This is a genomic window from Nocardioides lianchengensis, assembly GCF_900101465.1.
GTDB lineage: Bacteria > Actinomycetota > Actinomycetes > Propionibacteriales > Nocardioidaceae > Nocardioides > Nocardioides lianchengensis.
Map to the genome: position 1 here is coordinate 1 of NZ_FMZM01000016.1, position 24,285 is coordinate 24,285.

At 72.3% G+C, this 24,285-nt stretch carries 21 protein-coding genes and 1 tRNA gene; 11 read left to right on the forward strand and 11 right to left on the reverse strand.

Annotated features, from left to right (window positions below; all coding sequences use genetic code 11):
* The 3 genes from BLT76_RS22930 to BLT76_RS22940 form a co-directional block, all read right to left on the reverse strand.
* Positions 1–2,328 (reverse strand): fibronectin type III domain-containing protein (locus BLT76_RS22930; protein WP_090860642.1); only part of this gene is annotated, 2,328 nt, incomplete at its 3' end.
* A 47-nt stretch (positions 2,329–2,375) separates the two neighbouring features.
* Positions 2,376–4,526: an Ig-like domain repeat protein gene (locus BLT76_RS22935; RefSeq protein WP_090860643.1), complete on the reverse strand. Its 2,151-nt coding sequence runs from the start codon at positions 4,524–4,526 to the stop codon at positions 2,376–2,378.
* Positions 4,527–4,768: 242 nt separating this feature from the next.
* Positions 4,769–5,272: a winged helix-turn-helix transcriptional regulator gene (locus BLT76_RS22940; protein WP_090860644.1), complete on the reverse strand. Its 504-nt coding sequence runs from the start codon at positions 5,270–5,272 to the stop codon at positions 4,769–4,771.
* A 64-nt stretch (positions 5,273–5,336) separates the two neighbouring features.
* Between BLT76_RS22940 and BLT76_RS22945 the strand changes: the two genes are divergently transcribed.
* The 4 genes from BLT76_RS22945 to BLT76_RS22960 are packed head-to-tail and all read left to right on the forward strand — an operon-like array spanning position 5,337 to position 8,004.
* On the forward strand, positions 5,337–5,801 hold the full coding sequence (locus tag BLT76_RS22945) for a PaaI family thioesterase (RefSeq protein WP_090860645.1): 465 nt from the start codon (positions 5,337–5,339) through the stop codon (positions 5,799–5,801).
* Positions 5,802–5,857: 56 nt separating this feature from the next.
* On the forward strand, positions 5,858–6,511 hold the full coding sequence (locus tag BLT76_RS22950; RefSeq protein ID WP_090860749.1) for a uracil-DNA glycosylase: 654 nt from the start codon (positions 5,858–5,860) through the stop codon (positions 6,509–6,511).
* Positions 6,508–7,170, forward strand: coding sequence for a SanA/YdcF family protein (locus BLT76_RS22955; RefSeq protein ID WP_090860646.1), 663 nt, complete (start codon positions 6,508–6,510; stop codon positions 7,168–7,170). The genes BLT76_RS22950 and BLT76_RS22955 overlap by 4 nt, the downstream gene beginning before the upstream one ends.
* A gap of 51 nt (positions 7,171–7,221) precedes the next feature.
* On the forward strand, positions 7,222–8,004 hold the full coding sequence (locus BLT76_RS22960; RefSeq protein ID WP_244509535.1) for a dioxygenase family protein: 783 nt from the start codon (positions 7,222–7,224) through the stop codon (positions 8,002–8,004).
* Positions 8,005–8,321: 317 nt separating this feature from the next.
* Here BLT76_RS22960 and BLT76_RS22965 read toward each other — a convergent pair whose 3' ends face one another.
* The 3 genes from BLT76_RS22965 to BLT76_RS22975 are packed head-to-tail and all read right to left on the reverse strand — an operon-like array spanning position 8,322 to position 12,510.
* Positions 8,322–9,281, reverse strand: a complete 960-nt coding sequence (locus tag BLT76_RS22965; protein ID WP_211753178.1) for an aldo/keto reductase — start codon at positions 9,279–9,281, stop codon at positions 8,322–8,324.
* Between the two features lie 25 nt (positions 9,282–9,306).
* Positions 9,307–10,881, reverse strand: a complete 1,575-nt coding sequence (locus tag BLT76_RS22970; protein ID WP_090860647.1) for a succinic semialdehyde dehydrogenase — start codon at positions 10,879–10,881, stop codon at positions 9,307–9,309.
* 3 nt (positions 10,882–10,884) lie between these two features.
* Positions 10,885–12,510 (reverse strand): GMC family oxidoreductase, encoded by a 1,626-nt coding sequence (locus BLT76_RS22975; RefSeq protein WP_090860648.1) that lies wholly within the window; start codon positions 12,508–12,510, stop codon positions 10,885–10,887.
* A 101-nt stretch (positions 12,511–12,611) separates the two neighbouring features.
* On the opposite strand from BLT76_RS22975, the gene pdxY reads away from it, so the two are divergent.
* Positions 12,612–13,463 carry a pyridoxal kinase PdxY gene (gene pdxY / locus BLT76_RS22980; protein ID WP_090860649.1) on the forward strand — a complete coding sequence of 284 codons (852 nt, stop codon included), beginning with the start codon at positions 12,612–12,614 and terminating at the stop codon, positions 13,461–13,463.
* Between the two features lie 96 nt (positions 13,464–13,559).
* On the opposite strand, the gene BLT76_RS22985 is transcribed toward pdxY, so the two are convergent.
* The 3 genes from BLT76_RS22985 to BLT76_RS22995 all read right to left on the reverse strand — a co-directional run bounded on the left by BLT76_RS22985 (position 13,560) and on the right by BLT76_RS22995 (position 15,295).
* Positions 13,560–13,635 (reverse strand) — tRNA-Thr (locus tag BLT76_RS22985).
* Between the two features lie 155 nt (positions 13,636–13,790).
* Positions 13,791–14,564, reverse strand: a complete 774-nt coding sequence (locus tag BLT76_RS22990) for an SDR family NAD(P)-dependent oxidoreductase (protein WP_090860650.1) — start codon at positions 14,562–14,564, stop codon at positions 13,791–13,793.
* Between the two features lie 2 nt (positions 14,565–14,566).
* On the reverse strand, positions 14,567–15,295 hold the full coding sequence (locus BLT76_RS22995; RefSeq protein WP_090860651.1) for an SDR family NAD(P)-dependent oxidoreductase: 729 nt from the start codon (positions 15,293–15,295) through the stop codon (positions 14,567–14,569).
* Between the two features lie 289 nt (positions 15,296–15,584).
* Here BLT76_RS22995 and soxR point away from each other — a divergent pair, with 289 nt between their 5' ends.
* Both soxR and BLT76_RS23005 read left to right on the forward strand, forming a co-directional pair.
* Positions 15,585–16,031 carry a redox-sensitive transcriptional activator SoxR gene (gene soxR, locus BLT76_RS23000; protein ID WP_090860652.1) on the forward strand — a complete coding sequence of 149 codons (447 nt, stop codon included), beginning with the start codon at positions 15,585–15,587 and terminating at the stop codon, positions 16,029–16,031.
* The gene (locus tag BLT76_RS23005) at positions 16,028–17,869 is read left to right on the forward strand and encodes a glycoside hydrolase family 13 protein (protein WP_090860653.1); all 1,842 of its coding nucleotides are present in this window, start codon (positions 16,028–16,030) and stop codon (positions 17,867–17,869) included. The genes soxR and BLT76_RS23005 overlap by 4 nt, the downstream gene beginning before the upstream one ends.
* 134 nt (positions 17,870–18,003) lie before the next feature.
* Here BLT76_RS23005 and BLT76_RS23010 read toward each other — a convergent pair whose 3' ends face one another.
* Entirely contained in the window at positions 18,004–19,023 is a 1,020-nt protein-coding gene (locus tag BLT76_RS23010) for an LLM class flavin-dependent oxidoreductase (RefSeq protein ID WP_090860654.1), read from the reverse strand.
* A gap of 56 nt (positions 19,024–19,079) precedes the next feature.
* Here BLT76_RS23010 and BLT76_RS23015 point away from each other — a divergent pair, with 56 nt between their 5' ends.
* The 4 genes from BLT76_RS23015 (at position 19,080) to BLT76_RS23030 (ending at position 23,684) form a co-directional block, all read left to right on the forward strand.
* Complete coding sequence (locus tag BLT76_RS23015; RefSeq protein WP_090860655.1) at positions 19,080–20,294, forward strand: DUF4032 domain-containing protein; 1,215 nt, start codon at positions 19,080–19,082, stop codon at positions 20,292–20,294.
* Positions 20,295–20,377: 83 nt separating this feature from the next.
* The gene (locus tag BLT76_RS23020) at positions 20,378–20,599 is read left to right on the forward strand and encodes a hypothetical protein (RefSeq protein ID WP_090860656.1); all 222 of its coding nucleotides are present in this window, start codon (positions 20,378–20,380) and stop codon (positions 20,597–20,599) included.
* Between the two features lie 117 nt (positions 20,600–20,716).
* Positions 20,717–23,182, forward strand: a complete 2,466-nt coding sequence (locus BLT76_RS23025; RefSeq protein WP_139175818.1) for a metallophosphoesterase family protein — start codon at positions 20,717–20,719, stop codon at positions 23,180–23,182.
* A gap of 64 nt (positions 23,183–23,246) precedes the next feature.
* On the forward strand, positions 23,247–23,684 hold the full coding sequence (locus BLT76_RS23030) for a nuclear transport factor 2 family protein (RefSeq protein WP_090860657.1): 438 nt from the start codon (positions 23,247–23,249) through the stop codon (positions 23,682–23,684).
* 36 nt (positions 23,685–23,720) lie between these two features.
* Here the strand turns inward: BLT76_RS23030 and BLT76_RS23035 are convergent, their stop codons facing one another.
* A complete protein-coding gene (locus BLT76_RS23035; protein WP_090860658.1) occupies positions 23,721–24,284 on the reverse strand; it encodes a hypothetical protein in 564 nt (187 codons plus the stop codon).
* Between the last annotated feature and the right edge of the window lies 1 nt (position 24,285).

Genomic DNA, 24,285 nt, shown 5'->3' on the forward strand with positions numbered 1-24,285 from the left:
GCTGACGGTGACGGCGACCGGGACGGTCTCCTCACCCGGCGGGTTCAACCGGTGGTCCCGGTTCGACACGTAGACCCGCTGCCGCTCCTCGTCCACCGCGATCCCGTAGCCGTCCTTGCCGAACTGCGGACCCGGCTTGTCCACCAGCAGCTCACCCTTGGCCGCGTCGTAGACCGAGAACCCACCCGAGGACGCCGACACCCCGGTGAAGCCGACGTACAGCAGCCCGTTCGTCGAGTCGAAGTCCACCTGCCGGGCCGAGGCCCGCGTCGGCGACTCCCACACCTGCTTGAAGTTCGCGCCCGCATCGAAGACCTCGACGTTCTTCACGTCCGTCAGCTCCTCGAAGTACGCCACCGCCACGTGCCCACCGACCTCGTCGGCCGCCACGTAGTACGCACCCGTCGTGCCGTTGATCGTGCCCAACGACTCACCCGTCACCGCGTTGAACACCTCCACCCCACGCGCCGGGATCGCCGCATAGACATAACCCAGCTTCGGGTCCACATCGATCGACCGGTTCGACTCACTGATCGGGAACGGACCCCGCACCACCTCACCGAACGACCCGGCCGCGATCGACACCACGACCCAGTTCTTGTTCTGCTGCCCCACGTACAGCAGCTTCCTCGCATCATCGATGCCCAGGTCCCGGATGTTCTCCGGCAACGTCATCGACCGCAGCACCTTGTCCGTCACCGGATCGATCTCCCAGATCGTCCGACCGTTCTGATCACCCAGGAACAACGTGTCCCGCTCCTGCGAGAACACCACCCCCGCCGGCAGCTGCGCCGTCACGTCATCCACCGACACGAGGGACTTCTCGAAGGCGTAGTCGAGGTCACCGACCGGGTCGGTCGGGTCGGTGGGGTCCGTCGGGTCCGTGGGGTCCGTCGGGTTCTCGCAGCCCAGGCACGGGCCGGGGTCGGTCGGGTCGATGACGTCCGGGGCCTCGTCGTCGGTGACGGCCTTGCCGTGCTCGTTCTTCACGATGGTGAAGCCGTCGTAGTACTGACCGTCGGCCGTGCGCGACTCGTAGCGCAGCCGACCGCTGGAGACGTCGATGGCCTGGTAGAGCTGGAGGCCGCCGCCCATCCGGCGCAGGTGCGCGTCGTTGTCGTTCCAGACCCGCGGGCCGGCGCGGTACTGCTTGTCACCCACGACCGAGACCGCGAAGACCGGCCCGGAGTAGCTCCGCTCCTTGTCCCAGCTCGCGGGGTTGCCCACCTCCGCGGCGTCGGTGTTGCCGCGGCCGTAGCCGTGGTCGTGGCCCTGCAGGACCAGGTCGACGTCGTACTTCTCCATCAGCGGCAGCCAGGACTGGCGCAGCGCCCGGTTGTTGCGGCCCTCGTCGAGGGAGAACAGCGGGTGGTGGAAGTAGACGACCGTCCACTGGTTGGGGTTGTCCTTCAGGACGCCGTCGAGCCACGCGGTCTGGATCGCGAGCGGCTCGGCCGAGCTCAGGTTGCTGTTGAGCGAGATGAACCGGACGCCCTGGTAGTCGGTGTAGTGGACCGTCCCCTCCATCGCGTCGTACGCCGGCCCCTGACCCTGCGGCCCGGTGTCGGGGTAGGTGAACTGGGCCTGGAACTGGTCCGAGATCGCCTCCCCCTCGTACTCGTGGTTGCCGGGTGCCATCAGGAAGTTGGTGGTGCCGAGCACGTAGTCGGTGGCGTCGTACACCTCGCCCCACTGCTGGTCGCTCATCGCGTCGTTGACCAGGTCGCCGACCTGCACGACCAGGTCGGCGTCCGGCCGGTCCCGGAAGGCGTTGCGCATGACCCGCGAGGCCTGGGACTTGATGCCGGTCTGCACGTCGCCGAAGTAGAGGAACGAGAACGGGTCGGCGGTGGCCGACTCGGTGGTGAAGTGCTGCCACTCGCTGAAGTTGGTGCGGTCACCGACCCGGTACTGGTACATCGTGCCGGGCTCGAGGCCGGTGAGCCGCGCGCCGTGGAAGGTCTGCCGATAGCCCAGGTCGGCCGTCATCTCGGTCGACCGCTCGGCCGCGAACGTCGTGTTGTCGTTGCGGTAGGTCAGGCTCGAGGCCTCCCGCAGCTCGACGACGGGCTCGGCCACGCCGGTCGAGGTGCGCCAGGTGACGTACTGGCTCGTCGACGGGTCGGCCGTCGGCGTCAGCGTGATCCGGTCCGGGACCCGGGAGGGCGCGTAGAACGCCGCGGCGTCCACCGGGGCCGCCGAGGCGGGAGCCGGTACGACGGCGCCGACGCCGGCCAGCAGCGTGCCGGCCGCGAGGGCCGCGGCGAAGCCGGCGCGGAGCCGGGACCGGCGACCGGACGGGTGGTCGGACGGGTGGTCGGACTGCATGGAGGTCCCTCTCGGGTCGCGGGGGCGGTCGGGGCGGGGAGCGGTCGTCATCGGACCCTCACCACCCGGGCGGCCGAGGTGGAGCCGGCGACGTTCGCGGTCCCGGCGTAGGCGACCGTGATCCGGTGCTTGCCCGGGGCCAGGCGCGGCAGCCGCACCGTGGCCTTCCCGGCCTTCAGCACGACCCGGGCCACGACCCGCTTGCCGTCGCGGACCACCAGGGCGGCGTTCGGGGCGGCGATGCCGGGCACGGAGACCCGGACGGTGAGCCGCCCGCGCTGGCCGGGCCGGACCCGCGCCGGAGCGGTGACCCGGGTGGTCGACCGCGCCTTGGTCACGTTGACCAGGACGGGCGCCGACGTACCACCGCGGACGGCGGTGCCGCGAGGCACGAAGGTCACGGTCAGCGCGTGCCGACCCGCGGACAGGGTGCGCGGGAGCACGGCGGTGGCGACCCCGGAGGCGTTGACGCCGACCCCGGTGGCCACGACGGTGCGGCCGTCGCGGACGACGACGCTGCCGGCCGGGACGACGCCCGCGACCGGGGCGACCCGGGCGGTGACGCGGACCGGCGTCGAGGTGCCGTAGACCTGGCGTGCGGCCCGGTCGGCGGTGACCGTCGGCGTCACGAGCGTCGGCGTCGGGGTGGTCGGCTCCTCGGGCTCCTCCGTCGGCTCGTCGGTCGGTACGGCGCCCGGGACGGCCGGCTCGGGCAGGCTCGGCCGGCCGATGTCGCCACGCGTCGAGCCGGGCCCGGAGGCCCGCGCGGTCGTCTCGGTGGTGACCAGCTTCTTCCCGGCCGACTTGGCGATCGTGAACGCGTCGACCAGGTTGCCGGCGACGTCCCAGGTCTCGACGTGCATCTCGCCGGCCTTCACGTCGACGAGCTGGTAGAGCTGGGTGTCGCGGCCGACCACGCGCAGGTGGGCGCCGTTGGTGACCCAGTTGTTGGAGTCCGCCGGGTCCGGGACGTAGTACTTCGGTCCGGCCACGGAGACCAGGTAGACCGGGCCGGTGTGGCTCTTGTCCTTGGTCGCGCCGGCCGGGAGCCCGGCCTCGTTGGCGAGCAGGTTGCCGCGCCCGTAGGCGTGGTCGTGACCCTGCATGACGATGTCGACGTCGTACTTCTCGAAGAGCGGGAGCCAGGCCTGGCGCAGCGCGGCGTTGTCGCGGCCCGAGGTCACCGAGAAGACCGGGTGGTGGAAGGTGGCGACGGTCCACTGGTTCGGGTTGTTCTTCAGCACGTCCTCCAGCCACGCGGTCTGCGCGGCCATCGCGGCGGTGTCGCCGGGGAAGTTGCTGTTCAGGGCGATGAATCGGACGCCCTGGTAGTCGGTGTAGTAGACGTTCTCGTCGTAGAGCTGGGTGACCCGCTCGTCGGTCGCGGGACCGTTGCCCGGGTACTCGAACTGCGCGCCCCAGTGCCGCGACAGCGTCGGGCCCGGGTAGTACTCGTGGTTGCCCGCCGCGGCGATCACGTTCATCCCGCCGTTGGCGTAGCCGGCGGCCTCGAACCACTGGCCCCACTCGGCGTCGGAGATGTCGGTGTCGATGAGGTCGCCGGCGTGCAGGACGGCCCGGGCGTACGGCCGCGCCTCGGTCGCCGCGCGGAAGGTGCGCGACACGTACGACTTGATGTCGTTCTGCGCGTCGCCCTGCATGATGAACGAGAACGGCTCCGCGGTCGCGGCGGCCGTCGTGAACTCGGCCCACTCGCTCCAGGTGTCGCCGTCGCCCACGCGGTAGACGTAGGTGGTCGCGGCCTTCAGGTCCGTGATCGTCGCCGAGTGGTGCGCGACGTCGTACCCGAGGTCGGTGCGGAAGGTCGTGGTGGTCGCCTCGACCGTGCGCTCGGCCGTGACGACGCCCGGGACGGCGACCGCGAGCTGCAGGCGCGGGGCGCCGGCGGACGTCGAGGTCCGCCAGGACACGCTCTGGGAGACGGCGGGCGTGGCGGTCGGGGTGAGGATCACCCGGTCCGGCACGACCTGCGGGTCGTAGATGGTCGCCGGGTTGACGGCCGGCGGCGCGAGCCCGCCGCCTGCGGCCAGGGAGACGACGCCGGTCGTGGCCACGAGCCCGAGGGCCAGGCTGCCGACGACGAGGCCGGCCCGGGTCGGGCGCCAGCGCGACCGTCCGGGAGTGCGGCCTGGGTCTGCGGGACGGGTGCTGCTGCTTCCGGGGGTGCCGGTGGACATGCCGGGAGGGGCCTCTCGTTCGGGACAGGACGCCGCCCGTCACCGGGCAGCGGGGAGCCTCGGCACCTGCCCGAGAGGTGCCGCTCCGGAGCGGACGCTAGGGGAGCCCGGACCCCCTGCCGGACCACGTGGACGAGCCCGTTCCGCGTCCCGACGGCATCTCGTCCTCGCCCGTCGCCGGCTCTTCACCGAGCGTTGTCCGAGCCGTGGGTGAGGCGTCTAGACCGAGCGGCGCGAAGACGTCACCGGTCCGACGCGGCGTGTTCATCCGCCGGCAGCCCACCCGGCCCCGGACGCGGCGCGACGTCGCGCGGGTCGGTGACCCGGTGCCCGTGCTCGCAGACCAGCGCGGCGTGCACGACGCCCCCGCAGTCGCGGTGGGCGACCTCGACCGGCGGACCGCCGGGGTCGGCGAGGTAACGGTCGCCCCAATCGGCGATCGCCACCAGGACGGGGTAGAGGTCGAAGCCCTTCGGGGTCAGCCGGTACTCGTGCCGCTCGCGCGCCCCGTCGTCGCGGTACGGCGCCCGCCGCAGGATCTCCTGGTCGACCAGGAGGGCCAGCCGGTTGCTGAGCACCTGGCGCGGGATGCCGCTGTGGCGGCGGATGTCGTCGAAGCGGCGCACCCCGTTGAACACCTCGCGCAGCACGACGAACGTCCACCGCTCCCCCAGCACGGCCATCGAGCGACCGACGGTGCAGTTGGCGGTCGACCAGTCGAGAGCGGGCGGGTAGCTCGTGGCCATCCTCACAGCCTACCGCTGCTGAGTCTCGTTGACAGACCCAGCGCGAGTGCGCTTCCCTGAGTCCATGACCGAGACCCAGACTCCGGCGCCCGAGCTCGACCTGGCCGCGATGAGCGGCCTGGAGGTGCTGATGGCGATGCGCGACGGGCTGCTGCCGGCGGCTCCGATCGCCCAGACCCTCGGGATGGTGAACTTCGACGGCGAGCACGGCTCCATCTCGGTCGAGCTCGACCCCGAGCACCGCCACTACAACCCGCTCGGCACGGTCCACGGCGGGGTCATCTCGACCCTGCTCGACACCGCCGCGGGCTGCTCGGTCCACTCCACGCTCGGCCCCGGCGAGGGCTACACCTCGCTCGACCTGACGGTGAAGTTCCTGCGGCCCGCGACGGTCGACTCCGGGCGGCTGCGCGCGGTCGGCCGGGTCATCCAGCGCGGTCGTCGTACGGCGCTGGCGGAGGCGCAGCTGTTCGACGGCCGCGGCAAGCTGGTCGCGCACGCCACGTCGTCCTGCATGATCTTCGCCTGACGCCCCTCTACGGTGGGCGCGTGAGCGCACTCGCGGGACTGGTCGACCAGGGTCTGATGGCGCCGGACTGGGCCGAGGCCCTGGCGCCGGTGGACGAGCAGGTCGCGGCGATGGGGCGGTTCCTGCGCGAGGAGATCGCGGCGCACCGGCCCTACCTGCCGACCGGCGAGAACGTCTTCCGCGCCTTCCGCCGCCCGCTCGCGGACGTGCGGGTGCTGATCGTGGGCCAGGACCCGTACCCGACGCCCGGCCACCCGATCGGCCTGAGCTTCGCGGTCGAGGCGCACGTGCGGCCGATCCCCCGGAGCCTGGCCAACATCTACACCGAGCTCGGCGACGACCTGAACCTCGAGATGCCCGCCCACGGCGACCTGACCGCGTGGGCCGACGCGGGCGTGATGCTGCTCAACCGGGTCCTCACGGTGCAGCCCGGCGCCTCGGCGTCGCACCGCGGCAAGGGCTGGGAGCAGGTGACCCAGCAGGCCATCGAGGCCCTGGTCGCACGGGGCGGTCCGCTCGCCGCGATCCTCTGGGGCCGCGACGCCCAGAGCCTCAAGCCGATGCTCGGCAGCACGCCGTACGTCGAGTCGGTGCACCCGTCCCCGCTCTCCGCCAGCCGGGGATTCTTCGGCTCGCGGCCCTTCAGCCGGGTCAACGCCCTGCTGGTCGAGCAGGGCGGCGAGCCGGTCGACTGGCGGGTGCCCGCGTGAGCCGGCGTCGCCGCCTCGCGGTCGTCGCGGGCGTCCTGGTGGTCCTGGCCGGCGCCCTCGTCGGTACGGCGAACGCGGTCGTGCTCGCCCGCACCGACGACCTGGTCCTGACCGACCCCGACGACGTCCCCCACGCCCAGGTGGCGATCGTGCCGGGCTCGATGGTGCGCCCCGACGGCACCCTCGGGACGATCGTGCAGGCCCGGGTCGACGCGGCGGTGGCGCTGCACGACGCCGGCACGGTCGACAAGATCCTGCTCTCCGGCGACAACGGCACCCGCGCGTACAACGAGCCCGACACCATGCGCGACGCCGTGCTCGCGGCCGGCGTACCGCCCGAGGACGTGTTCACCGACTACGCCGGCTTCAACACCTGGTACACCATGCGCCGCGCGCGACTGGTCTTCGAGGTCGACTCGGCGGTCGTGGTGACCCAGGCCTTCCACGTCGCCCGCGCGGTCGACCTCGGCCGGGCCGCCGGGCTCGACGTCCACGGCCTCGCGGTCGACAGCGCCGGGCGGCTGCGGGTGCGGGCGCGGGAGGTGCTCGCGCGGGTGCGCGGCTTCGGCGAGGCGACGGTCCGTCCCGACGTCACCCTGGGCCCGACGCTGCCCATCACCGGCGACGGCCGGAGCTCGTGGGCGGAGCCGAAGCCCTGACAGGCCGGCCTCCGATGGAATAAAGTTGAAAGTGAAACCATTGGAGGAGACATGGCCGCTGTCGACACCCGCATGCCCGCGCTCTACATCGGGCACGGCGCTCCCCCGCTCCTCGACGACGCCCTCTGGTCCGGGCAGCTCGCCGAGCTGTCCGCGGACCTCCCGCGGCCGACGGCGATCCTGATCGTCAGCGCGCACTGGGAGTCGGCACCGATCAGCCTGAGCGCCAGCGGGGCGCCGCTCGTCTACGACTTCGGCGGCTTCGACCCGAAGTACTACGAGATGACCTACCGCACCCCGGACGCCTCCGACCTCGCACGCAAGGTGGCGGCCCTGATGCCGGCCACCCAGCCGGTCCACCAGCACGCGACCCGCGGTCTGGACCACGGAGCGTGGGTGCCGCTGACGATCATGTACCCGGCGGCCGACGTACCCGTCCTGCAGATGTCGCTGCCCACCGAGGACCCCGGCACCCTGCTCGAGATCGGCCGGCGGCTCCGGCCGCTGCGCGACGAGGGCGTGCTGATCATCGGCTCGGGCTTCCTCACCCACGGCCTGCGCTACCTGCGCGAGTTCCGCATCGACGCGCCCGCGCCGGGCTGGTCCACCGAGTTCGACCACTGGGCGTCGGAGGCGATCGCCCGCGGCGACGTCGACGCCCTCGCCAACTTCCGCGAGCTGGCGCCCGGCATGCCCTACGCGCACCCCACGGTCGAGCACTACACGCCGCTCTTCGTCACCCTCGGCGCCTCCGTCGACCCCAGCACCCCTGCCGAGCAGATCATCGACGGGTTCTGGATGGGGCTGTCGAAGCGGTCGTTGCTCGTGGCGTGAGGTGCTGGCGGGCCGATTGCATGATTCACCGGCCGGCCGGTGACGTTGGCACTGGACGGCCGAGCCATCCACGGGGTCGGCGCCGCACGCGGAGGAGTGGGAAAGGAGACGCGCCAGCACCGGCCCGCGGCCCGGCCGATCCCTCCGGCCCGTCACTTTCCTCCTCGCCCGTGACCCGGCCCGTCACTTTTCTCACGACCCCGCCCGGCAGCACCCAGCTCCTCAGGTACGACGCCCCGCGTCCGATGTGAACGGCACACCGGACGCGGACGCCGTCGCCATGGGGCGGCGGCGTACGCGCACGTCGACCACTCGCGTCAGCCGGCGGTGATCTCGTCCAGCTCGACCAGGTCGGCCTCGGTCGGGTCCCAGCGCAGCGCGGCGGCGTTGCGGCGCACCTGGTCGCCGGAGGTCGCACCCGAGATCACCGAGGCGACCGCCGGCTGCGCGGCGAGGCCGGCGATGGCCACGTCGAGGATCTCCAGGTCGCGGGCGGCGGCGTACGCCTCGAGGGCCTCGATCCGGTCCCAGTCGGCGCCGTCGAGCCAGCCGGACCGAGTGGGGTCGAGCGCGGCCCGGGAGCCCTCGGGGGCGCCGGCGCCGCGGCGGTACTTGCCGGTCAGCAGGCCGTACTCCAGCGGGAAGAACGGCAGGACGCCGAGGCCGTAGGTCTCGCACGCGGGCACCACCTCGTCCTCGATGGACCGGTCGAGCAGCGAGTAGCGGTTCTGCACGGAGACGAAGCGCTCCAGGCCGGCCGAGCGGGAGGTCCAGTCGGCATCGGCGACCTGCCAGCCCGCGAAGTTGGAGCAGCCCAGGTAGCCGATCTTGCCCTCGTGGACCAGGTCGGTCAGCACGGCCAGGGTCTCCTCGACCGGCGTGACCTCGTCCGGGGTGTGCAGCTGGTAGAGGTCGATGTGGTCGGTCCGCAACCGGCGCAGCGACGCCTCGACGGCACGCCGTACGTAGCGGCGCGACGCGCGTACGCCGTGGTCCGCCCCAAGGGCGCCACCCATGTCCATGCCGAACTTGGTGGCCAGCACGAACTCGTCGCGCCGGCCCTGCAGCGCCTCGCCGAGCAGCTCCTCGCTGCCGCCGGCCGGGGCACCATAGATGTCGGCGGTGTCGAGCAGCGTCACGCCGGTGTCGCTCGCCGCGTCCAGGATCCCCCGGACGCCGTCGAGGTCGACGCGGCGGCTGAACGCGTTGCAGCCGATCCCGACCGCGCTCACCATCAGGCCCGAGTCGCCCAGCGGGCGGTAGGTCATCTCGCTCATCCGTACGACGCTATCCGCCAGTGGGTCAGCGCATCCGGGTCTTCCGCATCATCTTCAGGCCGGACAGCATCGACTTCACGTAGGCGTCGTAGTCCTGGCCGGGCCGCGCGCCCATCACCTGCTTCTTCAGCACCGCGAGGTTCTGGACGTCGGTGTACTTCAGCAGGCCGTAGTCGCCGTGCCGGGCACCGACGCCGGACTGCTTCACCCCGCCGGACGGCGTGCCCTTGGAGGCGAAGGCGGTGGCCAGGATGTCGTTGACGTTGACGTTGCCGGACTCGATGCGGCGCGCGACGGCGCCGGCGGCCTCGACGTCACCACCCCACACGGAGGCGTTGAGGCCGTAGTCGGTGTCGTTGGCCAGCGCGACGGCCTCGTCGACGGTGCGGTAGCGGTGCAGCGCGACCACCGGCCCGAAGGTCTCGGTGACGCCGCAGAGCATGTCCTTCGTGACGCCCTCGAGGATGGTCGGCTCGAAGAACGCGGGCCCGAGGTCGGGACGGGCCTTGCCGCCGGTCACCACGGTCGCGCCCTTGGCGATCGCGTCGTCGACGTGGGCCTGGACGCGCTCCTTGTGGTCGGGCGAGACCAGCGAGCCCATCTCGGGCCCGAAGTCGTACGACGCCCCGACCCGCAGCCTCTCCGCAGCCGCCACGAAGCGGGTCTTGAAGTCGTCGTAGCGCGACTCGGGCAGGTAGATCCGCTCGATGTGCATGCAGATCTGGCCGGTGTTGCCGAACACCCCGAAGACCGCGCCCTGCACGGCCTCGTCTAGGTCGGCGTCCTCGAGCACGATCATCGGGTTCTTGCCGCCGAGCTCGAGGCAGCAGCCGATCAGGTTGCGCCCGGCGCGCTCGCCGATCACCCGCCCGGTGTTCGTCGAGCCGGTGAACATGACGTAGTTGGCGTTGTCGATCAGGGTCGGTCCGACGTCCGGCCCTTCGCCGCAGACGACCTGGAACAGGCCCTTCGGCAGGCCCGCCTCCTCCAGCATCGAGATGCCCCACAGCGGCGACAGCGCGGTCTTGTTGTCGGGCTTGAGGACGATCGCATTGCCGGCCATCAGCGCCGAGATGGCATCCGAGATGCCGGTGGCGAAGGGGAAGTTCCAGGGCGCGATGATGCCGACGACGCCCTTGGGCTGGCGGATCTCCGTCGACGTGGTCAGGAACGGGACCGGGCCGCCGCGCTTCACCGGGGCGAGCAGCTTGGGCGCCCGCTTGAGGTAGTGGCTCATCACCATCGGCGGGTCGCAGGTCTCCTCGATCGCCATCCGCCGGTTCTTGCCGCTCTCGACCTGGATCAGGTCGGCGGTCTTCGCGGCGTTGTCGACGAAGAGGGTGTGCGCCTTCTTGAAGACCTTCAGCCGCTTGGCCAGCGGCCAGGCGGCCCACTCCTGCTGGGCGGCCCGGGCCGCGGCGAAGGCCCGCTCGATGTCGGCCGGCGTCGACTGTGGGAGCTCGACCAGCACCTCGCCGGTGTAGACCTCGGTCAGCTTCCAGCTGCCGCCGCCGGTCGACGGCACCCGCGCGACCAGGCGCTGCAGGAAGGCGTCGGTGACCGACGCGGGGCGGGCGATCCGCTGCGGGGTGAGGGTCATGACTCAGCCCCGCCCCAGGACCAGGTCCGCGCCGCGCTCGCCGATCATGATCGCCGGCGCGTTCGTGTTGCCGCCGGTGATCGACGGCATGATCGAGGCGTCGCAGACCCGCAGGCCCTCGATGCCGCGGACCTTCAGGTCCGGCCCGACGACCGCGAGCTCGTCGACGCCCATCCGGCAGGTGCCGACCCCGTGGTAGACCGACGTCGCACGGTTGAGGATCGCGTCGCGGAGCGCCTGGCCCTTCAGGTTGGTGCCGGGGTGGATCTCCTCCTTGACCGCGCCGCCGAAGGCCCCGCCGGCCATGATCTCGCGGACCATCTCCGAGCCCTCGCCGAGCAGCTCGACGTCGGCCGGGTCGGCGAGGTACTGGAAGTCGATCAGCGGCGCGGCGGTCGGGTCCGACGAGGCGAGCCGCAGAGTGCCTCGGCTGCGCGGGTAGATGAGGGTCGTCAGCACCGTGAGCGACGGCCGCGGGTCGACGTCGTGGCGGATCGGTGCGTCCTGGTTCGGCGAGACGTACGACCAGGGCAGCAGGTGCAGCTGCAGGTCGGGTACGTCGGTCGCCTGCGAGGTCCGGACGAAGCCGACGGCCTCGAAGACCGAGTTGGCCAGGAACGTCGTACCGGGACGGAGGACCTCCTTGGCGATCCCCTTGGCGAAGAAGAAGGCGTTGCCGCGCATCTTCGAGGTCGTCGTGTGGAAGGTCATCGCGTGGAACATGTGGTCGTGCAGGTTGTCGCCGACCGGCAGGTCCGCGACGACGTCGATGCCGTGGTCCTTGAGGTGCTGCGCGTGGCCGATGCCCGACAGCATCAGGATCTGGGCCGAGCCGACGAACCCCGCCGAGAGGATGACCTCCTTGCCGGCGCGGATGGTGCGCTGCGAGCCGTCCTTGTCCGTGACCTCGACCCCGGTCGCGCGGCCGTTCTGCAGGACCACCTTGCGGACCAGCACCTCCGACTGCAGCTGCAGGGTCGGCGGCGCGAGGTGGTGGATGTAGCCGCGCGAGGCGCTGTAGCGCAGGCCCTCCGCCGCGTTCTGCTGCATCCGGCTGACGCCCTCCTGCGACTCGCCGTTGTAGTCGTCGAGCACCTTGACCCCGAGGGTGTCGGAGGCGGCCTGGAGGAACTGGAGCGTGCCCTCCTGCGGGGTGGCGTTGCGGGTGACCCGGATCGGCCCGCCGGCGCCGCGGAAGGCGTTCTCGCCGTCCTCGAAGTCCTCCATCCGCTTGTAGGCCGCGTTGACGGTGTCGGCGTCCCAGCCGGCGTTGCCCTCGGCGGCCCAGGAGTCGAAGTTGGCCCGGTTGCCGCGCACGTAGACCATGCCGTTGATCGAGCTCGACCCGCCGACGACCTTGCCGCGCGGGACCGGCATCTTGCGGTCGAGGAGGTGCTTCTGCGGGGTGGAGTAGTAGCCCCAATCGACCCGCTTCTTGATCTCGGGGACCGCGTGCATCGGCCCGATCATCCCGGGCTTCTTCACCAGGAACTGATCGTCGCTCTTGCCCGCCTCGAGGACGATGACGCTCGCCCCCGACTCGGCCAGGCGGCCGGCGATCGCGGCGCCGGAGCTCCCGGATCCGACGACCACGTAGTCGGCTTCGCTGCGGTAGGGGGTCTTGGCCATGTCTCAACCTCGGCGTTCACATACTCCGGGAATGTGTCAGCGCTCACCCTACGACATCAACTGCAACCTGTTCTAGTTCTGTCGGGGTCCATGATGGGGCCGTGCAGATCCTGTCCATCCAGTCCTCGGTGGCCTACGGCCACGTCGGCAACTCCGCCGCCACCTTCCCGCTGCAGCGGATCGGCCACGAGGTCTGGCCGGTCCTGACCGTCCACTTCTCCAACCACACCGGGTACGGCGCCTGGCGCGGCCCGCTCCTCGCGCCCGCCGACGTGGCCGACGTGATCGCCGGCATCGAGGACCGGGGGGTCCTCGGCCAGGCCGACGCGGTGCTGTCCGGCTACCAGGGCGACCCGGCGGTCGGGGCGGTGATCCTGGACGCGGTCGCCCGCGTGAAGGCGCTCAACCCGTCGGCCGTCTACTGCTGCGACCCGGTGATGGGCGACGTCGGCCGCGGCATGTTCGTGCGTCCCGGGATCCCCGAGTTCATGCGGGACACGGTCGTCCCGCAGGCCGACATCGTGACGCCGAACCACTTCGAGCTCGACTTCCTGGCCGGCCGCACGACCACCACGCTCGACGAGGTCCTGGACGCGGTGGACGCCGTACGGGACCGCGGGCCGCGGGACGTGCTGGTGACCAGCGTGCTGACCACCGAGGGGCTGGCCGACCACCTCGACGTCGTCGCCGTCTCCGACGCCGGCGCCTGGGTCGTCACGACCCCCCTGCTCCCGATCAGCCCCAACGGCTGCGGCGACGTCACCGCCGCGCTCTACCTCGCCCACCTGCGCACGACGGGCTCCCCCGCCACCGCCCTGGAGCGGACCACGTCGTCGGTCTTCGCCATCCTCGAGGCGACCATCGCCGCCGGCACCCGCGAGATCCAGCTGGTCGCCGCCCAGGACGCCATCGCCGACCCGCCGGCGACGTTCACGGCGCGGCAGCTGCGCTGAGGCGGTCGTCCTCCTGACCCGGATCACCGGGGAAGGAGGACGTTCCCGGGCAGAACATCGGCCCAGAACGTCGAGGAAGGGCTGAGAAACCCTCCGTGGAGCCGGTGACAGGAGTCGAACCCGCGACATCCTCTTTACAAGAGAGGCGCTCTACCTACTGAGCTACACCGGCGCGGCCCCGCGGGGCCGGCCGCTCATGCTAGTGGCCGGGCCTCGCCCGCGCCGCAGCCGAGGGGGAGAAGAACTGACGGCCCAGCACTGCTGGACCGGCCTCCCGCGGGCGCCGACGCGTCAGTTTCCCGGGCGACAGCCCGGCCACCGACCACCTCAGCTGAAGAAGCTCCCGCCACCGTCGACGCTCAGCGTCACCCCCGTGACGTACGACGAGTCGGGGCCGGCGAGGTAGACCGCGGCCCGGCCGACGTCGGACTCGGCGTCGCCGAGCCGCGGGACGGAGAGCGACTTCAGCACGATCTTCTCCAGCTCCTCGGGGCGCTCGTCGAAGTAGGACCGGGCGCCGTCGCTCAGCACGAAGGGCGCCAGGTTGTTGACCGTGATGCCGTGGCGACCCCACTCGCGGGCGGCGACCCGGGTGAGGCCGCCGACGGCGGCCTTCGAGGCGACGTACGCGCCGAAGCCGGCCATCCCCTGCGGCTCGGAGCCGGAGCGCAGGTTGATCACCCGACCGCCGCCGGCGGAGTCGCGCAGGTGCGGGAAGCAGGCGCGCATGAAGTAGAGGGTCGCCTTCGGGCCGGTGTCGAGGACCCGGTCCAGCTCGTCGTCCGTGGTGTCCTCGAAGCGCCCGGAGGTCGCGTCGATGGCGTTGTTGACCAGCACGTCGACCGAGCCGAACCGCTCCACGACGGCCGCCACGCAGGCGTCCACCTGGGCGGAGTCGCGGATGTCGCAGGCGTACGACGCGGCCGCGCCGTACGACGACAGCTCGGTGACGACGCGCTCCGCACCCTCGGTGTCGAGGTCGACGACCGCGACGTGCGCGCCCTCCTTGGCGAACGCCCGGGCGATGCCGGCGCCGACGCCGCGGGCCGCGCCGGTGACGATCGCGACGCGCCCCTCCAGGACCCTCCCGACGCCGGCCATGCTCAGCTCATCAGCCCGTCGATGGCCAGCACCGTGCCGGTGACGTACGCCGCGGCCGGCGAGGCGAGGTAGCCGATCGCCGCCGCGATGTCGCCGGGCGGGATCGCGCCGGGCATCTGCATGAACAGCCGCTCGGAGATCCGCGGCTCGAGGTCGGTCGGGTAGGACTCCGCGACCTTCGAGACCATCGGGGTGTCGATGGTGCCCGGGCAGATCGCGTTCACCCGGACCCCGGTCGGCACCAGCTCGAGCGCGAGGTTCTTGGTGAGCTGGGTCAGCCCACCCTTCGAGGCGCCGTACGCCGCGGCGTACGGCTGCGGGACCCGGCCCGCGACCGACGACACGTTCACGACGCAGCCCTTGGCCGCCTTCAGGTGGGGCAGCGCCGCCTGGGTCAGCAGGAACGGGCCCTTCAGGTTCACCGCCAGCACCCGGTCGTACTCGGCCTCGTCGATCTGCTCGAAGCGCCCGAACTGGACGATGCCGGCGACGTTGGCGAGCACGTCGATGCGGCCGTACTGGGCGCAGACCGCGATCGCCGCGTCCACGGACGCCTTGATGGCCACGTTGGTCTCGACGTAGGTGACGCCGTCGGGGACGGTCGGGTTCACGTCGAGGGCGAACACGACATCGCCGGCGTCGCGGAACATCGTGGCGGTCGCGTGACCGACGCCGGAGGCGGCGCCGGTGACGACGACGACGCGCTGGTTCTCACTCGGGGTGCTGGTCATGGCCGGACGCTAGCGCAGAACTAGAACTCGTTCTAGGTCTCGATACACCTCGCTCGTCCCTCGCGAGGCACTCGACCACCGACCCCCACACCTAGCTCGCCCCACGCGAGGCACTCGACCACCGACCCCCACACCTGGCTCGCCCCCACGCGAGGCACTGGACCACCGACCCGGCCTCGTCGGTCGAGTAGCCCGCGAGGAACGAGTGGGCGTATCGCGACCCCCGCAGCACCTGCCCTGTGCGCAAGGTCAACTTGAAGCAGGCTTGAACCTCCGCGAGGCTGGGCGGGTGACCCAGCTGACGATCGGACACCTGGCCGAGCGGGCCGGGGTGGCGACCTCGGCGATCCGGTTCTACGAGTCGCGCGGGCTGATCCACTCGGTGCGCACGGCCGGCAACCAACGGCGCTACGAGCAGCACACCCTGCGCCGGATCGGCTTCATCCGCACCGCCCAGCGGATCGGGCTCACCCTCGACGAGATCGCCGAGGCGCTCGCGACGCTGCCCGACAACCGCACCCCGACGAAGTCCGACTGGCACCGGCTCAGCAAGTCCTGGCGCCCGCGCCTCGACGAGCAGATCCGGCGCATCGAGCTGCTGCGCGACCGGCTCGACGGCTGCATCGGCTGCGGCTGCCTGAGCATGAAGAGCTGTGCCCTGACCAACCCCGGCGACGAGGCCGCGGCGTACGGCACCGGCGCCGTCTGGCTCGACCCACGAGGAGGATCCCGATGACCCACCTGCTGCACGAGCCCCACCACGACGGCTCCCCGACGTACCTCTCCGACGAGGCGCCGGCCCTCGGCTGGCCGGTGAAGGTGCGGCTGCGCACCTGGTCCGGCGACCCGGTCGAGTCGGTCTGGATCCGGACGACGTACGACGCCGAGCCGACCTTCCACGCCTGCGCCGTGGTCGAGCGCGACGAGCACGCGACCTGGTGGGAGGGCGACCTGCCGGTGCACAACCCGGTGACCCACTACCGCTTCCTGCTCGCCGACGCCGCCGGCGACCAGCGCTGGCTGACCGCCGCCGGCGTGGTCGACCACGACGGTCCGGACACCTTCGACTTCCGAGTGACCGTGCACGAGCCGGCGCCGGACTGGGGCCGCGACGGCGTGGTCTATCAGGTGTTCCCCGACCGCTTCGCCCGCTCGGCCGCGGCGGCCGACCGACCCACGCCCGACTGGGCGGTGCCGGCGGAGTGGGACGACGAGGTGGTCTTCGAGGGCAGTGACCCGCGCACGCCGTTGCAGTACTTCGGCGGCGACCTCGACGGCGTCGTCGAGCACCTCGACCACGTCGCCGAGGCGGGCGCGACGATCCTCTACACGACCCCGGTCTTCCCGGGCGAGAGCAACCACCGCTACAACGCGTCCACCTTCCTGCGTGTCGACCCGCTGCTGGGCGGGGACGAGGCGTTCGCGCGACTCAGCACCGCCGTGCACGAGCGCGGCTGGCGGCTGCTCGGCGACCTGACCACCAACCACACCGGCGACACCCACGAGTGGTTCGCCCGGGCCTCCTCGGACCCGGCCTCGCCGACCCGGGGCTGGTACTACTTCAACCACGACGGCAGCTACGAGTGCTGGATGGGCCACGGCACGCTGCCCAAGCTCAACTTGGCCGACGCCTCGCTGCGGGCCGCGATGGTCGAGGGGCCGGACTCGGTGGTGGCCCGCTGGCTGCGGCCGCCGTACGACGTGGACGGCTGGCGCATCGACGTCGCCAACATGACGGGCCGGCTCGGCGCGCTCGACGTCAACCACGACACCGCCCGTGCGGTCCGTCGTACGGCGGCCGCGGAGCGGGCCGACCCGCTGGTCATCGGCGAGCACAACCACGACGCGTCGGGCGACCTCGACGGCGACGGCTGGCACGGGACGATGAACTACTCCGGCTTCTCGTGGCCGGTCTGGTCGTGGCTGCGCGACCCCGCCTCCCCCGCGCGGGCCTTCGGCCGGCCGCTGCCCGTGCCGGTGCGGCCGGGGCCGCTGGTGGTGCAGACCCTGCGGGAGTGGTCGGCGCGCTACGGCTGGCTCGCCGCGGCGACCTCGTGGAACATCCTCGGCTCCCACGACAGCGCGCGCATCCGCACCGTCACCGGGTCCGGCCCGCTCCACCGGGTCGCCGCCGGGCTGCAGTTCACGCTGCCCGGCGTCCCGATGATCTTCGCGGGCGACGAGATCGGCCTCGAGGGTGTGCTCGGCGAGGACTCCCGCCGCCCGATGCCCTGGGACCGCCCGGAGACCTGGGACCGCGCCACCCTCACGGCGTACGGCGCCCTCGCGGCGGCCCGCCGCGACCACGAGGCGCTGCGCCGCGGCGGCCTGCGCTGGGCCCACGTCGACGACGACGCCCTGGTCTTCCTGCGCGAGCACCCGACCGGCTCGGTCCTGGTCGCCGCGCGCCGCGCCGCCGGCCCGGCGATCGACCTGCCCGCCGGCCCGCTGGGCCTCACCGACGGGTCGCTGCTGCTCACCACCGCCGACGGGCGGGTGGGTGAGCTGAAGGAGAAGCGGGGCGTCGTACGGCTGGCCGCCGGCGGGCCGGGGCTGTCGGTCTGGCGGGTGTGAGGGCGGCCGCAAAGGTTCATCGGCCAGCCGATGAAACTCACGCCTGGACGACAAAGGTTCATCGTCCCGCCGGGAGGTTCATCGGCCAGCCGATGAAACTCTCACCGGCCGCCCCGCAGCACCTCCACCAGCATTCACCGCCAGCCCAGCGCCGGCGCGACGTGGGTGAGCAGCGCCTCGAGGACGTGGGCGTTGTAGTCGACGCCCAGCTGGTTGGGCACGGTCAGCAGCAGGGTGTCGGCGGCGGCGATGGCCTCGTCCTCGGCGAGCTGCTGGACGAGCTTGTCCGGCTCGGCGGCGTAGGTCTTGCCGAAGCGGGCGGTGGTGCCGTCGATGATCCCGACCTGGTCCTGACTGCCGCCGTCGCGACCGAAGTACATCCGGTCGCGGTCGTCGACGATCGGGAAGATGCTGCGGCTGACCGACGTGCGCGGCGTCCGCTCGTGGCCGGCGGCCTTCCAGGCCTCGTGGAACAGGGCGATCTGCTCGGCCTGCAGCTGGTGGAAGGGGACGCCGGTGTCCTCGGTGAGCAGGGTCGAGGACATCAGGTTCATGCCCTGCTCGGCGGTCCACTGCGCGGTCGCCCGCGAGCCGGCGCCCCACCAGATCCGGTCGCGCAGTCCCTCCGAGTGGGGCTCGACGCGCAGCAGCCCGGGCGGGTTCGGGAACATCGGGCGCGGGTTGGGCTCGGCGAAGCCCTCGCCCTTCAGCACCTCGAGCAGGACCCGGGTGTGCTCGCGCGCCATGTCGGCGTGATCGGTGCCGGGAGCCGGCTCGTAGCCGAAGTAGCGGTAGCCGTCGATGACCTGCTCCGGTGACCCCCGGCTGATGCCGAGCTGCAGTCGCCCACCGGAGATGAGGTCGGCGGAGCCGGCGTCCTCGGCCATGTAGAGCGGGTTCTCGTAGCGCATGTCGATGATGCCGGTGCCGATCTCGATCCGGCTGGTGCGCGCACCGACGGCGGCGAGCAGCGGGAACGGCGACGCGAGCTGCCGGGCGAAGTGGTGGACGCGGAAGTACGCGCCGTCGACGCCCAGCTCCTCGGCCGCGACCGCGAGGTCGATCGACTGCAGCAGCGCGTCGGACGCGGACCGCGTCGCCGACTGCGGCGACGGCGTCCAGTGCCCGAAGGACAGGAACCCGATGTTCTTCATACCGCCCCAACATTGGTTGAAAGGTGAATCTTCCCGACAGGTCTAGGGTGACACGCATGGCGCTGCGCATCGTCGCCAGCCGACCGGACCCCGCGATCATCACGCTCCCGTGGTCCCAGCCGCTGGAGGAGTGGGACGACCGGTACGTCGTACCCCTGCCGCGTGGCCTCTCGCGCCACGTCGTGCGGATCGTCCGGCTCCGCGAGCGCACCTACGCGGTGAAGGAGACGGTCGAGGAGATCGCCTTCCGCGAGTACCGGCTGCTGCGCGACCTGCAGCGGATGGGCCTGCCGGCCGTCGTCCCGCAGGGGGTCGTGACCGGCCGGGTCGATGCCGACGGGGAGGAGCTGCCGGCGGCGCTGCTCACCCAGCACCTGCAGTTCTCGCTGCCCTACCGCAGCCTCTTCGCCCACGGCATGAGCGCCGAGGCCCTGCCGTCCCTGGTCGACGCGCTGGTCGTGCTGCTGGTGAGGCTGCACCTGGCCGACTTCTACTGGGGCGACGTCTCGCTCTCGAACGTGCTCTTCCGCCGCAACGCGGGCGGCTTCGCGGCGTACCTCGTCGACGCCGAGACCGGGGAGCTGCGCCCAACACTGTCGCGGCAGATGCGCGAGTACGACCTGACCATCGCCACCGAGAACGTCTTCGCCGAGCTGCTCGACCTGCAGGCCAGCCACTCCCTCGACACCGAGGTGCAGGCGCACGCGATCGTGGTCCTCCTCCAGGAGCGGTACGACGCGCTCTGGGCCGAGCTGACCGACGTCGAGGAGTTCTCCGCCGAGGAGATGTGGCGCATCGAGCAGCGCATCGAGCGGCTCAACGACCTCGGCTTCGACGTCGACGAGCTCGACATCGTCACCGACTTCGACGGCGACGAGGTGCGGATCCAGCCCAAGGTCGTCGAGCTCGGCCACCACCGCCGCGAGCTGCAGGCGCTCACCGGGCTCAACGTCGAGGACGGCCAGGCCCGGCGGCTGCTCAACGACATCGCCGCGTTCACCGCCCACCACGACCTGGGCCGCGAGGACCGCAGCCTGGTCGCCAACCGCTGGCTGACCCGGATCTACGAGCCGCTGGTCGAGATGATCCCGCCCGACCTGCGCGGCAAGCTGGAGCCGGCGGAGTTCTTCCACGAGGTGCTGGTGCACCGGTGGTACCTCTCCGAGCGGGCCGGTCACGAGGTCGGCATCTTCGACACCGCCCGCGACTACATCGACACCGTGCTCGTGACCAAGCCGGACGAGGTCGTCGCCGCGAGCGACGACGAGTGACCTCGGCCCGGGCGCGCGGCCCCCGGTCTAGTCCGGCGACCGGGCGCCCGTAACCCCGGGGCTCGGGCCCCCGTTGGTCCCCCATGGCGATCATGCCGATGCCGGGACTGGGGCCGGCGAGGGCGCGGAGCACCCGCCGCGCCTGGCGGCGCGCCAGCTCACGCGCGGAGGCGATCAGCCTCACGCCGACCGAGGAGGCGCAGCTGACGGCGCTCTTCGCCGACGAGCTGGCCCGGGGGTGGATCCCGAAGGAGTCGGACATCCGGGACGCGCTCGGCGCCCTGCGCGCGGCGATCGACGACTGAACCAGCCGGCGACTGAGGCGACCGTCACCGTCGTACGGCGAGCCGGCCGCCCATCGGCCCACCCGCGGTCGTCGTCCGTTCACCGACCGGTGTCGGTCGCTTCCTAGCGTCACCGGCATGACCCCCTCCCCGTCCTGGTCCCGCCGCGCCGTCGTCACGGTCGGCGCCGCGTCCGCGGGCGCGCTGGCCCTCGCCCCCGCGCTCCTCTCCGGCTCCGCCTCGGCCCGGACGGCGCGGGTGCTGTCGACCGCCCGCGCGGGCACCCTCGGCCTGCTGACCGACCCGTTCCTGCAGGCGCCGACCGCCGACGGCGTCTCGGTCGTCTGGATGACCGAGTACGCCGGCGCCCGCCACACGCTGCTCGTGGGCGAGGCCGTCGAGGCCCTCACCGACGCGCAGCTCGTCAGCGCGGCGACCGGCACCCCGCCGGCCGGGATCCGGGCCTTCGCCGCGACCTCGTTCCGGCTCTCCCGGGTGGTCGAGGACGCCGCGTCCAACGTGGCCGACAAGCCGACGACGATGACGCCCCGGGAGGTGCACCGGCACGAGGCGGTCGCGACCGGACTGGGCGCGCGGACGCCGTACCGGATCGTCAGCACCGACGGCGGCGCGTTCGCGGCCTCGGGGACCTTCGAGCTGGCGCCGGCGCCGAAGCCGGGCCAGGACCTCACGATCATGCTGACCAGCGACCACCAGGCGATGGTCAACACCCCGGCCAACCTGGCGCTGGCCAAGGCCACCCTCGGCACCATCGACGCGGTGTTCCTCGCCGGCGACCTGGTCAACGTCCCCGACCGGGCCTCGGAGTGGTTCGACGACACCCGGGGCAGCGGCTTCTTCCCCGCTCTCCAGGGCCGCGGCGGCCGGGTCTCCACCGGCGGCCGCTCGTACGCCGGCGGCGAGATCGTCCAGTCGGCCGTGCTCTACCCCTCGATCGGCAACCACGAGGTCCAGGGCCGGGTCGACGGCCTGACCGCGCTCAACCTCAACAACTGCGTGCCCGTCGAGATCGCCGAGCGCCGCTACGAGCAGGTGAAGGCGAGCGTCAACCCGGGCGGCGACCCCGCGATCAAGGCGCAGTGGCTCGAGGACAACTCGTGGAGCACCACGACGTACGAGGAGATCTTCTCGCTGCCGGAGGACTCGCCGGGCGGCAAGCGCTACTACGCGACCACCGTCGGCGACGTCCGGCTGGTCAGCCTGTTCTCGACCCGGATCTGGCGCGGGACCAACGCCAACACGCTGCCCGCCGACCGCACGGTCGTGAGCCGCTACCAGGAGTCGGCGGCGGCCCTCCCCGACCCGATGGCCCAGGGGTACGGCGAGTTCGTGTTCGAGTCGCTCGCGGCCGGGAGCGAGCAGTACGAGTGGCTGAAGGAGGAGCTCGCGAGCGAGGCCTTCCAGGGCGCCGCGATCAAGGTCGTGGTCCTGCACGAGGGGCCGCAGGGCCTCGGCGACAACGTGATGCCGGTCTTCGCCGAGCCCGACCGGATCGAGACCCGCGACGCCGCCGGCGCGCTCACCTCGGTGCGCTACGAGTACCACCCGCGCGACAACATGCTGCTCCACGACCTGCAGCCGCTGCTGGAGGAGGCCGGCACCGACCTGGTGCTCAACGGCCACAGCCACCTGTGGAACCGGTTCCGCTCCGCGAGCGGCACCAACTGGCTGGAGACGTCGAACACCGGCAACACCTACGGCGCCTTCGACAGCCTCTCGAGCCGGACCCGCCCGCTGCCGCCCGCGCCGTGGAACGCGGACAACTACCTCGCGCTCGGCAACCCCGGCGGACTCGAGCCGATCCTGCCGACCGTCGCCCCGTTCCTGAACCCCGACGGCGTGCCGCTGCCCTTCGTGCAGAGCAACGACCTGTGCGTCTTCACCGCGCTCGACACCGGTACGCGCACCGTCACCAGCTGGGTGTACGACGTCCGCCAGCCCGACACCGCCCCGTGGGTCCTCGACGAGTTCACGATCGGTCGCGGCGCCACCAACCTGACCGCGCACGCCGTGATCACCGGCACCGACGGTGTCCGCATCGCCGGCACGGTGCGCTCCGAGACCGCGGCGACCGGCACCGTCGTCCTCACCGCGGAGGGTCGCGAGCTGGCCCGCGCCACGGTCACCGGCGGCGTCTTCTCGGTCACCCTGCCGGCGGGCCTGCTCGACGTCGGGACGCACGCCGTCGGGCTGGCTTTCCCCCGCACCCGCACCCACCTCGCGACCTCGATGACCCTCGCGGTCACCGTGCCCGACCCCGACGCGGTCGTCGTACCCCCTGCCCCGGCCGCGCCGGCCCGGGCCGTGGTCACCGCGCGCGTGCTGAAGGTGCTACGCTCGCGGGTCCGGGTCGCGATCCGCGTGGACGTGCCGCGCGGGCACGCCACCGGCCGGGTGGAGATCCGGCGCGGCGACGGCACCCTGGTCCGCCGGGCGACGCTGCGGCGCGGCCGGGCCACCGTGAACGTCCCCCGCCGCAAGCTCCGCGCCGCCGGCCAGACCACGCTCCGCGTCGTCTACCCCGGTACGGCGTCGGTCGCGCGCTCGGTGGGGACCGTCACGTTCCGGCTCGGGCGGCGCTGAGGCCGTCGTCCCGCTGATCGGGGACAGCGCCGCCGCGGCCGCGACCTCGTTCTAGATTCGCGCCGTGACCGACAGCGCGCGCGAGATCGAGGACCTGCTGCTCAGCTACGCCGAGCGCATCGACGCGGGTGACTTCGCCGGCGTGGGCGCGCTGTTCGCGCACGGGACGCTCGCCGGCCAGCGCGGCAGCGAGCGGGTGCAGGCGCTCTACGAGGCGACCACGCGGCGCTACGACGACGGCACCCCGTTGACCCACCACGCGGTCACGAACCTGCGCGTGCGGGTCGACGAGGAGGCCGGGACGGCCGTCGCGTCGTCGTACTTCACGGTGACGCAGGCGACCCCCACCCTGCCGCTGCAGGTGGTGGTGACCGGTCGCTACGCCGACACCTTCCGACGCCGGGACGACGGGTGGTGGTTCGACGAGCGGGTCATGCACGTCGACCAGGTCGGCGACGTCTCCCAGCACCTGCTGATCGACCCCGCCCTCCTCCGCGCCTGACCCTGCCCCCGCCCTGCGTCGGCCGGGGAGAGGGGCTCAGGGGCGGCAGACGCGGCAGGGGGTGAGGCTCGGGTTGTCGCCGGCCGGGCGGAGGTCGTCGCGGTGGGCGACCAGGGCGCAGTCACGGCGGTGCAGGGTGGTGCCCTCGCCGGCGGTGACCGGGATGGCGGCGACGTCGACGCCCTGGTCGTTGATCGCGGCCGAGCGCGAGGTCACGTCGGCGAGCACGAGCAGGGTGTCGGCCAGCCGCTTGGAGGACTCGCGGCCGTCGTCGGCGATCCGGGCCAGCCAGGCCCCGAAGTAGAGGAACCCGCCGACGAAGGTCAGGCCGAGGCCGAGCAGGCCGCCGGAGACCAGGTAGGACAGCTGGTCGTACTGGTACGGCGTGTTGGCGGCGCCGTACCAGCCGAGCACGATCACCACGAGCCCGAGCGGCAGCAGGATCGCCCCGGCCCAGAACAGCACGACCTGGAGCAGCTGGTAGTGGTTGTTCTTCAGCGGGGCCGCGCCGCCGGAGGACGGCCGGGCGCCGGCCCGCGGGAGGGCCGCGCGGGTGCCGGGCAGGCTGGTGGGCTGCGAGGTGGGGTGCAGCGTCGTCATG

Excerpts from the sequence above, each read along its gene's own strand:
- BLT76_RS22960 (WP_244509535.1), top strand. The coding sequence starts at position 7,222 with ATGGCCGCTGTCGACACCCGCATGCCCGCGCTCTACATCGGGCACGGC.
- BLT76_RS22990 (WP_090860650.1), bottom strand. The coding sequence starts at position 14,564 with ATGGCCGGCGTCGGGAGGGTCCTGGAGGGGCGCGTCGCGATCGTCACC.
- BLT76_RS22970 (WP_090860647.1), bottom strand. The coding sequence starts at position 10,881 with ATGACCCTCACCCCGCAGCGGATCGCCCGCCCCGCGTCGGTCACCGAC.
- BLT76_RS22975 (WP_090860648.1), bottom strand. The coding sequence starts at position 12,510 with ATGGCCAAGACCCCCTACCGCAGCGAAGCCGACTACGTGGTCGTCGGA.
- BLT76_RS22995 (WP_090860651.1), bottom strand. The coding sequence starts at position 15,295 with ATGACCAGCACCCCGAGTGAGAACCAGCGCGTCGTCGTCGTCACCGGC.
- BLT76_RS23020 (WP_090860656.1), top strand. The coding sequence starts at position 20,378 with ATGGCGATCATGCCGATGCCGGGACTGGGGCCGGCGAGGGCGCGGAGC.
- BLT76_RS23005 (WP_090860653.1), top strand. The coding sequence starts at position 16,028 with ATGACCCACCTGCTGCACGAGCCCCACCACGACGGCTCCCCGACGTAC.
- BLT76_RS22935 (WP_090860643.1), bottom strand. The coding sequence starts at position 4,526 with ATGTCCACCGGCACCCCCGGAAGCAGCAGCACCCGTCCCGCAGACCCA.
- BLT76_RS22945 (WP_090860645.1), top strand. The coding sequence starts at position 5,337 with ATGACCGAGACCCAGACTCCGGCGCCCGAGCTCGACCTGGCCGCGATG.
- BLT76_RS23035 (WP_090860658.1), bottom strand. The coding sequence starts at position 24,284 with ATGACGACGCTGCACCCCACCTCGCAGCCCACCAGCCTGCCCGGCACC.
- BLT76_RS22965 (WP_211753178.1), bottom strand. The coding sequence starts at position 9,281 with ATGAGCGAGATGACCTACCGCCCGCTGGGCGACTCGGGCCTGATGGTG.
- BLT76_RS22950 (WP_090860749.1), top strand. The coding sequence starts at position 5,858 with ATGGCGCCGGACTGGGCCGAGGCCCTGGCGCCGGTGGACGAGCAGGTC.
- BLT76_RS22940 (WP_090860644.1), bottom strand. The coding sequence starts at position 5,272 with ATGGCCACGAGCTACCCGCCCGCTCTCGACTGGTCGACCGCCAACTGC.
- BLT76_RS23025 (WP_139175818.1), top strand. The coding sequence starts at position 20,717 with ATGACCCCCTCCCCGTCCTGGTCCCGCCGCGCCGTCGTCACGGTCGGC.
- BLT76_RS23010 (WP_090860654.1), bottom strand. The coding sequence starts at position 19,023 with ATGAAGAACATCGGGTTCCTGTCCTTCGGGCACTGGACGCCGTCGCCG.
- BLT76_RS23015 (WP_090860655.1), top strand. The coding sequence starts at position 19,080 with ATGGCGCTGCGCATCGTCGCCAGCCGACCGGACCCCGCGATCATCACG.